The sequence below is a fragment of the Desulfovibrio intestinivivus genome, assembly GCF_053570665.1.
Genome location: NZ_JBRBQT010000001.1, coordinates 332,109 through 344,082, shown reverse-complemented (window position 1 = coordinate 344,082; position 11,974 = coordinate 332,109). Strand labels below are relative to the sequence as shown.

Genomic DNA, 11,974 nt, shown 5'->3' with positions numbered 1-11,974 from the left:
TTTTGGGGAGATGCGCATGGCCGTTTTGCATCATGGAGACTGTGGCTGCCAGGGAAAGACCAGATTTGCATCTGCGGCGGCAGAGAAAAGGGGGGTGAAAAATTTTTTAACCGACGACCTTCTGACAGATTGTAAGCCAGCAGCGCGGAAATTTGGCCGCGTTCTGCAAAAAAATGACACTGTGACAGGTGTGTGCCAGAAATTTTTTTTATATCTAGATCTTGTTTAACCTGCTTAAATATAAACAGATATACAATATTAGGCTAAATTTGCTCTTTTTTGGTAAAAATTTTTGCACGATAGGGCTTGCAAAGTGTTTAGGCCTTCCATATATTCACACCGAAGCGGGAAACCGCTCCATAGGCGTTTGTAAGAAACCATAGTCCCAAGCGGGGCAAAAGAAAGGAAGGATAACCATGAAAAAGATCGCTACTCTTCTGTTGGCGGCCGGCCTTGTGTTCGGCGTTGCCACGGGCGCCAGCGCCATCGACTTCAAGGCCAAGGGCCAGTGGATCATGAGCTTCGACTACGGCCAGAACGGCGGTTTCACCGGCGGTAACGGTCAGACCGGCTTCAACCAGTCCACCAAGCAGTACAAGAACGAAGACGAATTTGAAGCCACCCAGCGCGTTCGCCTGCAGTTGGACGCCGTGGCTTCTGAAGCCCTGTCCGGTACCGTGTTCTTCGAAATCGGCCAGCAGGGCTGGGGTCGTAATGATCAGGGCGGCGCTCTTGGTGCTGACGGCAGCAACAGCGTGAAAGTGAAGAACGCCTACATCGACTGGCTCGTTCCCCAGACCGACCTGAAGTTCCGCATGGGCATTCAGGGCATGGCTCTGCCCAGCTTCACCACCGGCAGCAACATCTTCAACGATGACGTGGCCGGCATCACCGCCTCCTACCAGTTCAACGAAACCGTTGGCGTGACCGCCCTGTGGGCCCGTCCTTACAACGACAACTACGTCAATACCGCTGACCACAACGGCAACCGCACCAACTACATGGACAACATGGACATGTTTGCCCTGCTGGTGCCCCTGACTTTTGACGGCGTGAAAGTGACCCCTTGGGTGAGCTACGCCGCCATCGGACCCAATGCCTTCCGTGGCGAGGGTTACAACAAGTACTACAGCAACGTTACCGGTACCAGCAACAAGTATCCTGCCGCTGGCATGATCCCCGTTGGCGGCGCCCTGCATAAAAACGGCACCACCAGCACCAAGGGCATGGGCACCTACGGCAACGCCGTGTGGGCTGGCCTGACCGGCGAAGTGACCGCGTTTGATCCCTTCCGCATCGCGTGGGATTTCAACTACGGTTCCGTCTCCTATGAAGACAGCCGCGCCAACCGCGCTGGCTGGCTGGGTTCTTTGCTGTTCGAATACAAGCTTGACTGGGCCATCCCCGGCTTGTACGGCTGGTACGCTTCCGGCGATGACGGCAACGCGGCCAACGGTTCCGAGCGCATGCCTTCCCTCAGCGTGAACAACAACAACAACGGCTTCTCTGACTTCGCCTTCAACGGCGGACCCATGATCGGCCGCGAAGCCATCCTTGGCTACGACATGTCCGGCACCTGGGGTATCGGCGCCCGCTTGAAGGATATGAGCTTCATCGAAAACCTGAAGCACACCTTCCGCTTGAACCTCATCGGCGGCACCAACAGCACCACCATGACCCGTTACCTTGCTGGGCACAACGGTGCGTACAAGACCCTGAAGGATTCCACCGGCCCCAACTCTCAGGCCGCAGGTATGAACCCCTTGTACATGACCACCAACGACACCGCGTTGGAATTCGGTCTGTCCAACGATTACAAGATGTATGACAACTTCACCGTGTCCCTTGACGCGGCCTACATCGCCACCTGGCTTGACCAGTCCCGCGGCGTGTGGGGCAATAGCAAGATGAATGGCCGTAGCGACCAGGAACGTGATCCCTGGAACGTGAACGTCCGTTTCGTGTACTCCTTCTAAGAGTACCTAGCCTTACGATTAAAAGGGGAGCCTTCGGGTTCCCCTTTTTTGTTGCCCTGCACGCAGGCCGCTTCTGCAAGCCCGCAGCATTAGTCATGATAGCTGCTGTGGCCCTACTTGTTTTGTCCTTGCTCCTCCTACGGTGTTCGCAATGCTTAGCCGTGTGCTGATTTTCCTTGTCATCATCCTGTAGATTCTGGCTACATGCAGCTTGAAGGGATGGTACAGCGAGGGATACCCATAATGGCGCGTAGTATGAAGCGTCAGCGGCCCCGGCAATCCCCCTTGGTATTCCCGCTGTTTTTTGAGCGTCATATGCCTTAACTAGGGGTATCTAGGTTGCGTGTCATCATACTGTGCCCTCTCCGGTTGCTGCATTTGCTGCGGCACGATTAATAGCTGCTGCACATATAGCCCATCCGTATAAACGCCAAAAGGCGGCGCACCTGTAACGGGTGCACCGCCTTTTGCATGAGGGGAGCGGCAGAGCAATCTGCCGCCCCTTTGAACCGGGATTAACTGAAGAAAGCCTTAAGGTCGTCCTGCGGGGTGCTGATGCCGCCGATGGCGAACTGTTCCACCAGCACCTTGGCCACGTTGGGTGAAAGGAAGGCAGGCAGCGTGGGTCCAAGGTGGATATTCTTCACGCCGAGGGCAAGCAGGGCCAGCAGCACGATAACAGCCTTCTGTTCGTACCAGGCGATGTTGTACACGATGGGCAGGTCGTTGATGTCGGCCAGGCCAAACACTTCCTTGAGCTTCAGAGCCACAACGGCCAGGGAGTAGGAGTCGTTGCACTGACCGGCGTCCAGCACGCGGGGGATACCGCCGATATCACCGAGATCAAGCTTGTTGTAGCGGTATTTGGCGCAACCAGCGGTAAGGATGACGGTATCCTTGGGCAGGCCTTCAGCAAACTCGGTGTAGTAGGAGCGGCTCTTGGCGCGGCCATCGCAGCCAGCCATGACCACAAACTTTTTGATAGCGCCAGACTTCACAGCGTCAACAACCTTGTCGGCCAAGGCCAGCACCTGATTGTGCGCAAAGCCGCCCACAATCTCGCCGGTCTCAATTTCCGTGGGCGCGGGGCAGGTCTTGGCGTGAGCGATAATGGCCGAAAAGTCCTTGTGTTCGCCGATTTCACCGGGGATGTGCTTGCAACCGGGGAAGCCCACCACGCCCGTGGTGTACACACGATCTTTGTAGCTGTCCTTGGGCGGCACAAGGCAGTTGGTGGTCAGCAGGAGGGGGCCGTTGAAGCTGTCAAATTCTTCCTTCTGTTTCCACCATGCGTTGCCGTAGTTGCCCTTGAAGTGGCTGAATTTCTTGAAAGCGGGGTAGTAGTGGGCGGGCAGCATTTCGGAGTGAGTGTACACGTCCACGCCCGTGCCTTCGGTCTGCTCAAGCAGCATTTGCAGGTCGCGCAGATCGTGACCGGAAATCAGGATGCCGGGGTTGGTGCCCACGCCAATGTTGACCTTGGTGATTTCGGGATTGCCGTAGGTGCCGGTGTTGGCGGCATCCAGCAGAGCCATAACGCTCACGCCCTTGTTGCCGGTTTCAAGGGTCAGGGTCACGAGATCGGCCACGGAAAGGCTGTCGTCCAGAGTCTTTGCCAGAGCTTCCTGAATGAAGTTGTCCACCGCGGGATCATGCTTGCCCAGCACATCGGCATGCTTGGCATAGGCGGCCATGCCCTTGAGGCCAAATGTCACGAGCCAGCGCAGGGAGCGCACATCGTCGTCGCTGGTGGCAAGAACGCCCACAGTGGCAGCCTTGGCAAGCATGGCGGTCTTATCGTCCGATTCCCACAGGGCAGCATCGGCCAGCCCGTCGCGCGAGCCAAGCTCGGCCATCAGGGATTTTTTGGTGGCACAGGTCTTGCGCACACGCTCGGCGATCATGTCGTCGTCAAAGTTGGCGTTGGTAATGGTGCAGAAAAGGTTGCCCACAACCATGCGATCTATTTCGTGGGTCACGGTCTTGCCCTGGGCGCGCAGTTTGGTAGCAACCTGCGCAAGGCCCTTGGTCACATATACCAACACGTCCTGGAGGGCGGCGGTTTCGGGCTTTTTGCCGCACACTCCTACTTGGGTGCAGCCTTTGTTGCCCACGGTTTCCTGGCACTGAAAGCAGAACATGGCGTTACTCATGGGATGTCTCCTGATACTCCGCAAAGCGGAGGCTGGGGGGTGATCCGCCTACGCGGGGGTCTTGGGGGTAGGAAAAACAACGGTAAGCAGCATCTTGAAGCGCTCTTGCGCGCGTACTGCGTGCGGCTGACCGGCGGGCATGACAATCACTTCACCCGCCTGAACCGTATGCAACTGGCCGCTGATGGTTACTTGTGCCGCGCCTTCAAGCACGAGAACCATGGCATCGCCCGTGGAGGTGTGGGCGCTGATTTCTTCGTTGGCGTCAAAGGCAAACAGGGTAATGCTTACAGAGGCGTTTTGGATAAGGGTCTTGCTGGCGATCTGGCCAGGCTGGCACTCTACCTGCGCGGCCAGGGGCAGCGCTACGGCGAATTCAAGGTTTTTGAGAATGCGGTCCATGAGGCCCTCCTTGTGTTGACGATTCCGTTCTATCAAGGCTGGGACAATGGTTCTGTAACAAATGTTACGGATGCTCAAGAAAATGAAAATATTTTGGGCGGGGGAGAAAAAAGGGGTGATGTTCAATAGACTGAAATTAATTATGAAAAATAATAAATTCAATCAGGCAGGGAAATACTCGCATAAAAAATTCAGTGAGGCGATGTCAGGAACGCGAATGCTTCTACCCTCCATTTGCAGAAGGCCCTCGTCGCGCATGGCGGCGAGCTCGCGTGAAAGTGACGGGCGGGTTACACCCAGAAAATCAGCCATTTGTTCGCGGTTCATTGCCAGTGAAACAGCGCCGTCAGGGCGGCGGTGTTCCAGCAGCAGGGCTGCAAGCTTGCGCCGCAAGCTGCCGGATGACAGCAGTGAAATGCGGCGTGTAAGAAAAAAAGCCTTGTGCGCAAAAATTCCGAGCATGTTGCGGATCATGCGTGAATGGACTGAGCAGGCTTTTTCGCAGGTGGCGTAGAAAAAACGGGCGGGAATGCCAAGTATCCTCACAGGCGTTTCGGCCAAGACACTGCATCCATAGTTTGGGCGGCCCAGAAAAACGTGTACCTCGCCAAACAGGTCACCTGGGGCGTCCACGCGTGCCATCACGGCGCGTCTGCCTTCGGTGGATTCACGGCACACATTCACCGCACCTTCAAGCAATACATACAGCCTCTCCGGCGGGTCGGATTCTGCAAAAATCAACGCGCCCTTGCCATGCTGCTCTTCAAAAGCGCCGCTGCATGCGAGACACAGTCTGGCTTCGTGCGCGGTCATGCCCGAAAACAGCGGTGATGCTTCCAATGCGCGTTCCATATGCTCCTCTGACAGAAGTATGAATCCTTGTTTTAGTATACCGCAAATTGTACTTGTGACGCAACCGCACGTTTACAAGATTTACGCCTAAAATGAAAAAGGGGGCCGAAGCCCCCTTTCTACTGAATTATGTAAAACTTACAGCGATGGCATGCCCAGCAGCAATCGGGCGGAAACCACCACCTGCATGATAACCTGGGTTATGTCCTTGACTGCCTGCATGTTTTTGGATTCCACCTTGGGCAGCACCATTACCTGATCGCCGGGCAGAATATCATCGCCGTTCTGCGACACCGATCCGTTCTGGTGCAGCACCAGAACCTTGTCGTGGTCTGCACGGTTGGTATAGCCGCCAGCACCCTTGATGTAGTCGTCCACATCCTTCTTTTTGCCCCACAGCATGGCCTGCGGCATCATGACCTCGCCGCTCACAAGCACAACGTCGCTCTTGGCGGGGATCACAATAATATCGCCGTCTTCCAGCGAGAGGTCGGCTTTGTCCGGCCCGCCGTCAAGCACAACCACACCTTCCGGTTCCACGCTCTTGGCCCGCTCCACGAACTTGGAGACCATCTCCGCCTCCTTGGCGCGGATGGCGGCTTCATCCGCGCTGGCAGAGGAAGCCGTGAGGGCTGTTTCCTCCAGTCTGCGCAGGGAATCGGCAATGGCCTTTTTCTGCCTGGCGGCAACGCTCTTGCGTTTGATGTACATGGCCTGAAGGTTGGCGCGGCCAGGCTCAACGGCAATGAAGTTCTTCACTTCCTGCAGGCGGGCGCCGCGCCGCACGGGAAAGCGCGAAGCCCCGCGCACTGCGCCCTGCACCTCAACCATCATGGTATTGCCGGGCGCATCAGCAATAAACTGTACCTGATCGCCGTCTTCAAGCATCAGGTTGCGCAGTTCCTTGAGCGGCAGATAGGTGCTGTAAGGCGCGCCGTTGCGGGTGCCGGAAAGGGCGATGTGCGAGGCGCTGTTCTGCGGTTCGGCCAGTTCAATCAAAGCGGTGCCCGTGGATTTGCCCTTGGGGAATTCAAATTTTGCAGAGGTGCGCACCGCGCCGATGGCCGTGATGGTGGGGCCTTTGTCGCCCACCACAAGCGTGTCGCCTTCCTGCACGCGCACTGCGGGCAACACGCCCTTGCGGGCAAAGGGGTAGAGGTCGAGGCTGGCAACAGCCTTGCCGTCACGCATCAGGCGGATGTCACGATAACTGCCGCGCATGGGGTCAAGGCCTCCGGCCTTGTCCAGAAAGCTCAGCAACGGGTCGCCGGGGGTGCCGGTGTACCGACCAGGTCTGGCAACGCCGCCTGTGACAAAAACGGCCACAGGCCGGGCATCCAGAGGCGCAGCGTAAATTTGCGCATCAGCGTGCCCATTGGCGGCGAGTTTGCTGCGCAAGGCTTCGGCCAGCTTGTCGTAGCCAAGGCCAGCCACGGGTATGGCCCCCACCTCAGGTACGTCCAGATGCCCGTCGGCGGCCACAGTCAGGGTGCTGTCCACCTTGAGGTCGCCGCCCCACAGGCGCAGCACCACCCGGTCGCCCGGTGCGATGATGGAGGCATCCTTGGCGTCCTTGGCGGCGTCCTTGCTCTGCGAAAAATTGCCCTGAAACAGGTTGGCAGCGTAGGGCTGGGGTGCATTTTCGGCCTTGACCGCGCTGGACAGGGCGAAAAAGATCAGCAGAAAAGTGAAAATAGTTCTGTGCGACATGGCAGTTTTGATGCAATGGATTCGGGCTTGCATGGCCCCCAGAGGTGGTTCCGCAAACAGGCTGTATGACCCTAGGGTTTAGTAGTCAATGTCCTCGTAATGCCTTGTATCTCCAGTAGATGGAGGCGCTGGGGCTGCTCGGGGCAAGGCGGTTCAACAGGGCTTGCGAGGCTGCAACTGCAACTAGGAAAGCGCACGTGCGTGGTATTCGCCGTGCGCTTCCATAAATAATCACATTTGCCCGGTTTAGCCAGAGGCAATGCACCCTTGATCGTTTTTTGCCAAAGGGCCTGCTGGCATTAAGCCGGAGTCTCAGTCTTGCTACTGCGAAAGACCCTGTCCCCACACTCGCGGAGCCATGATCCAGCGGCCTTTGTCGTCTTTGCAGATGACAATAACTTCCGCTTCACGCTGGCCTGAAAGTACGGTGCCGCGTTTGCAGTCCTCGCCCTTGGCCGAGGTGAAAAGCTCGTCCAGGCTCACGCGCACCCCCTTGCCAAAATCAGGGTCGTCAACAGTAGCGGTTTCTCCCACTGCGGAGACGATCATGAAGCCAGTGACAGGGCCGGGGGGCGTTTCGGGCTGGGCCGGAGCCCCGCCGAAGCCGCACCCGCCGAGCAGCAGGGCCGTAAGAACCGCCAGACCGGAAAGGCCCAGGCGGCTTTTTCCGGGCAGAGCCATCGGCCAATGAGCTGAACGCGTTTGCATGGCATTTCCTTTTAATGGCTGCCGTATTTTTTGGTAAATACAGCGGCTTTTTCCTTTCCCTCTCGCAAAGAAACGCGCGGCTGTCAATGCCGCACGCGCTTGTGACCTTGGTTGAGTACTCATTGGGGGGACAATAGTCACGCTTTTTGCAAAAAACAGGAATTTATCTGTTGATACCATGGTAAGCCAGATGGTTAGCAAAAGCACAATTAATAAATAAGGAATTTTATTTTGCAATTTGTTGTAAGGGTGGTATTTTATGCACAATCTAGAAGTCAGCTTCGGGAGAGGTCATGTCCAAACTGGCAATGAAAACCATCCATGTGCATGACGCCGTGGGCAGTATTTTGTGTCACGACATCACCAGGATTATTCCTGGCGAAAGCAAAGGGCCTGTTTTTCGTAAAGGCCATGTCGTGCGGGAAGAAGACGTTGAGGTGCTGTTGCAGGTCGGCAAAGAGCATCTTTATGTTTTTGAATCACTGCCCGGCATGGTTCACGAAAATGATGCCGCCGCGCGCGTTATTTCTGCCGTTTCCGGCGGCAACCTGACATGCACGGAACCCAAGGAAGGGCGCATCGACCTCAAGGCCGCCTGTGATGGGCTGCTGCGGGTGGATGTGCCTGTTCTCAACCGCATAAACAGCCTTGGCGAAATTTCTGTCGCAACCATCCACACCATGCAGCACGTAACCAAGGGGCGCTCGGTAGCGGGAGCCCGCGTGGTGCCGTTGATGATTGAGGATGAAAAACTGCGGCAGCTTGAATCGTTCGTCGATGGGCCGGTCGTTGAAGTTCTGCCTCTGCGCCGCGCCAGAGTTGGCGTGGTCACAACGGGCAGCGAAGTGTTTTACGGGCGCATTCAGGATGCCTTTGGCCCTGTGCTGCGCAAAAAGTTTGCCGCTCTGGGCAGCACGGTGGTGGGGCAGACCCTTACCAGCGACGAAGTGCCCATGACTGCCGGAGCAATCAGGGATTTTCTCGAACAAGGTGCTGATTTTATTGTGGTAACAGGCGGTATGTCTGTTGACCCTGACGACCGTACGCCAACTGCCATCCGCGCTTCCGGAGCGGAGGTGGTCAGCTATGGCGCGCCGGTGTATCCGGGCGCCATGTTCCTTCTGGCCTATGCCCAGGGGGCGGCAGGCCGGGTGCCCGTGTTGGGGCTGCCCGGATGCGTCATGTACCACAAGGCCAGCATTTTTGATCTCGTTGTGCCGCGCCTGCTGGCCGGCATTGAGGTGACGGCTGCCGATGTGGCGGCATTGGGGCACGGGGGCTTTTGCTCCCAGTGTGAAGAATGCCGCTATCCGATCTGTCCGTTCGGGAAATAGGAGGCGGGCAATTTGACCCCGGGCGCGGATTTACCGCGCAGGCATATACCTTTGTTCATTATTAAAAGGAGTCGCGCATGGAAACAAAAACCCTTGTGATTAACGGCATTCCCCGGCGCTTGCTGGCTAACCCCGACGATATGCTTGTGGACGTGCTGCGCGATCAGTTGCAGCTCACCAGTGTCAAAGTTGGCTGCGGCAAGGGTCAGTGCGGTGCCTGCACGGTGATTCTTGACGGTAAAGTTGTACGCGCCTGCGTGGTCAAAATGAGCCGCGTGGCGGAAAACGCCGCCGTGACCACGCTTGAGGGCGTGGGCACCCCCAGCAACCTGCATCCGCTCCAGCATTCCTGGATTTACCACGGCGCGGCCCAGTGCGGTTTCTGTACCCCTGGTTTCATCGTTTCGGCCAAGGCCCTGCTTGATTCCAATCCCAATCCCAGCCGTGAAGACGTGCGCGACTGGTTCCAGAAAAATCACAACGTCTGCCGCTGTACGGGCTACAAGCCTCTGGTGGACGCGGTCATGGACGCTGCCGCCCTCATGCGCGGCGATAAAACGCTGGACGACGTTACCTTCAAGATGCCTGCCGATGGCCGCATCTGGGGTTCCACCATGCCCCGTCCTTCTGCCGTCGCCAAGGTGACCGGCACCGCCGAATTCGGCGCGGACGCGGCACACCGCCTGCCCGCCAACACCCTGCACCTCGCCATTGCCCAGGCCAAGGTATCCCATGCCAACATCAAGGGCATCGACACCTCTGAAGCCGAAAAAATGCCCGGCGTGTACAAGGTGCTGACCCACAAGGATGTGAAGGGCAGGAACCGCATCACCGGCCTGATCACCTTCCCCACCAACAAGGGCGACGGCTGGGAACGTCCCATCCTTAACGATACCAAAATCTTCCAGTACGGCGATGCGCTTGCCATCGTCTGCGCTGACTCCGAATGCAACGCCCGCGCCGCGGCTGAAAAGGTCAAGTTTGACCTTGAGCTGCTGCCCGAATACATGAGCGCTCCGGAGGCCATGGCCCCGGACGCCATCGAAATCCACCCCGGCACCCCCAACATCTACTATGACCAGATTGAGGAAAAAGGCGCGGATACCGCTCCCTTCTTCAATGATCCGGCAAACGTTGTTGCGGAAGGCGATTACTACACTCAGCGCCAGCCCCACCTGCCCATCGAACCCGATGTGGGCTACGGTTATGTGAACGACAAGGGCCAGGTGGTTCTCCACTCCAAGTCCGTTGCCATCCATTTGCACGCGCTGATGATCGCCCCCGGCCTCGGCCTGGAATTCCCCAAGGATCTCGTGCTGGTGCAGAACACCACGGGCGGCACCTTTGGCTACAAGTTCAGCCCCACCATGGAAGCCCTTGTGGGCGTGGCTGTTATGGCCACGGGCCGTCCCTGCCACCTGCGTTACAACTACGAACAACAGCAGAACTACACCGGCAAGCGTTCGCCCTTCTGGACGACCGTGCGCTTTGCCGCCAACAAGCAGGGCAAGATTCTTGCCATGGAAACGGATTGGAGCGTTGACCACGGTCCTTATTCCGAATTTGGCGATCTGCTCACCCTGCGCGGCGCGCAGTACATCGGCGCTGGTTACGGCATCGCCAACATTCGCGGCAAGGGCCGCACCGTTGCCACCAACCACTGCTGGGGTGCGGCTTTCCGCGGTTACGGCTCGACGGAATCCGAATTCCCCTCCGAAGTGCTTATGGACGAACTGGCTGAAAAGCTGGGCATGGATCCCTTCGACATCCGCGAGCTGAACTGCTACCGCGAAGGCGATACCAACCCCTCTGGTCAGGTGCCTGAAGTCATGAGCCTGCCCGAAATGTTCCAGAAAATGCGCCCCTACTACGAGGCCGCCAAAAAGACCGTCAAGGCCAAGTCCACCGCCGAAGTCAAACGCGGCGTGGGTATTGCCCTTGGCGTGTACGGCGCTGGCCTTGACGGGCCGGACACCTCCGAAGCCTGGGCCGAACTGAACCCCGACGGCAGCGTAACTGTGGGCAACTCGTGGGAAGATCACGGTCAGGGCGCTGATTCCGGCACCCTGGGCACCGCCCATGAAGCCCTGCGCCCTCTGAACATCAAGCCCGAAAACATCCATCTGGTCATGAACGATACCAGCAAGACCCCCAATTCCGGTCCTGCTGGCGGTTCGCGCTCCCAGGTGGTCACGGGCAACGCCACCCGCGTGGCCTGCGAAATGCTTATTGAAGGTATGCGCAAGCCCAGCGGCGGCTTCTTTACCTATGAGGAAATGAAGGCCGAAGGCCGCCCCGTGCACTATGACGGCAAGTGGTCTGCTCCGGCCAAGGACTGCGACGCCAAGGGCCAGGGCGAACCCTTTGCCTGCTACATGTACGGTCTGTTCCTTGCCGAAGTGGCCGTTGAGGTCGCAACCGGCAAGACCACGGTTGAAAAGCTTGTGTGCGTGGCCGACATCGGCGCCCTGTGCAACAAGCTGGTGGTTGACGGTCAGATCTACGGCGGCTTGGCGCAGGGCGTTGGCCTTGCCCTGACCGAAGACTACGAAGACCTGAAGAAGCACAGCACCCTTGCTGGCGCGGGCGTGCCCACCATCAAGATGATTCCTGACGACATGGAAATCGTCTATGTGCAGACCCCCCGCAAGGCTGGCCCCTTCGGCGCTTCCGGCGTGGGCGAAATGCCCCTTACCGCGCCGCATCCTGCCATCATCAACGCCATCTACAATGCTTGCGGCGCGCGTGTGCGCCACTTGCCCGCCCGCCCCGAAAAGGTGTTGGCGGCCATGCCCAAGTAGCGTAAGATTGCGGTAAACATCTGGAGACACTGGGGAGA

The 11,974-nt window shown here is 57.8% G+C and carries 8 protein-coding genes; 3 read left to right on the top strand and 5 right to left on the bottom strand.

All coding sequences use genetic code 11. The features are described from left to right. Positions 1–416 precede the first annotated feature (416 nt). On the top strand, positions 417–1,976 hold the full coding sequence (locus tag ACUZ9P_RS01460; protein ID WP_449248353.1) for an outer membrane homotrimeric porin: 1,560 nt from the start codon (positions 417–419) through the stop codon (positions 1,974–1,976). Between the two features lie 515 nt (positions 1,977–2,491). On the opposite strand, the gene hcp is transcribed toward ACUZ9P_RS01460, so the two are convergent. The 5 genes from hcp to ACUZ9P_RS01435 form a co-directional block, all read right to left on the bottom strand. Beyond that, on the bottom strand, positions 2,492–4,117 hold the full coding sequence (hcp, locus tag ACUZ9P_RS01455; protein ID WP_449250221.1) for a hydroxylamine reductase: 1,626 nt from the start codon (positions 4,115–4,117) through the stop codon (positions 2,492–2,494). A 60-nt stretch (positions 4,118–4,177) separates the two neighbouring features. Further along, a complete protein-coding gene (locus tag ACUZ9P_RS01450; protein WP_298992365.1) occupies positions 4,178–4,531 on the bottom strand; it encodes a cupin domain-containing protein in 354 nt (117 codons plus the stop codon). Positions 4,532–4,693: 162 nt separating this feature from the next. Beyond that, entirely contained in the window at positions 4,694–5,383 is a 690-nt protein-coding gene (locus ACUZ9P_RS01445) for a Crp/Fnr family transcriptional regulator (RefSeq protein ID WP_449248352.1), read from the bottom strand. A 138-nt stretch (positions 5,384–5,521) separates the two neighbouring features. Then, positions 5,522–7,093, bottom strand: a complete 1,572-nt coding sequence (locus tag ACUZ9P_RS01440; RefSeq protein ID WP_449248351.1) for a polysaccharide biosynthesis/export family protein — start codon at positions 7,091–7,093, stop codon at positions 5,522–5,524. 321 nt (positions 7,094–7,414) lie between these two features. Beyond that, entirely contained in the window at positions 7,415–7,801 is a 387-nt protein-coding gene (locus tag ACUZ9P_RS01435) for a DVU3141 family protein (protein ID WP_081640553.1), read from the bottom strand. A 308-nt stretch (positions 7,802–8,109) separates the two neighbouring features. On the opposite strand from ACUZ9P_RS01435, the gene ACUZ9P_RS01430 reads away from it, so the two are divergent. Continuing rightward, a complete protein-coding gene (locus ACUZ9P_RS01430; RefSeq protein ID WP_366125075.1) occupies positions 8,110–9,135 on the top strand; it encodes a molybdopterin-binding protein in 1,026 nt (341 codons plus the stop codon). 77 nt (positions 9,136–9,212) lie between these two features. Beyond that, positions 9,213–11,936 (top strand): molybdopterin-dependent aldehyde oxidoreductase, encoded by a 2,724-nt coding sequence (locus ACUZ9P_RS01425; RefSeq protein ID WP_449248350.1) that lies wholly within the window; start codon positions 9,213–9,215, stop codon positions 11,934–11,936. Positions 11,937–11,974 lie beyond the last annotated feature (38 nt).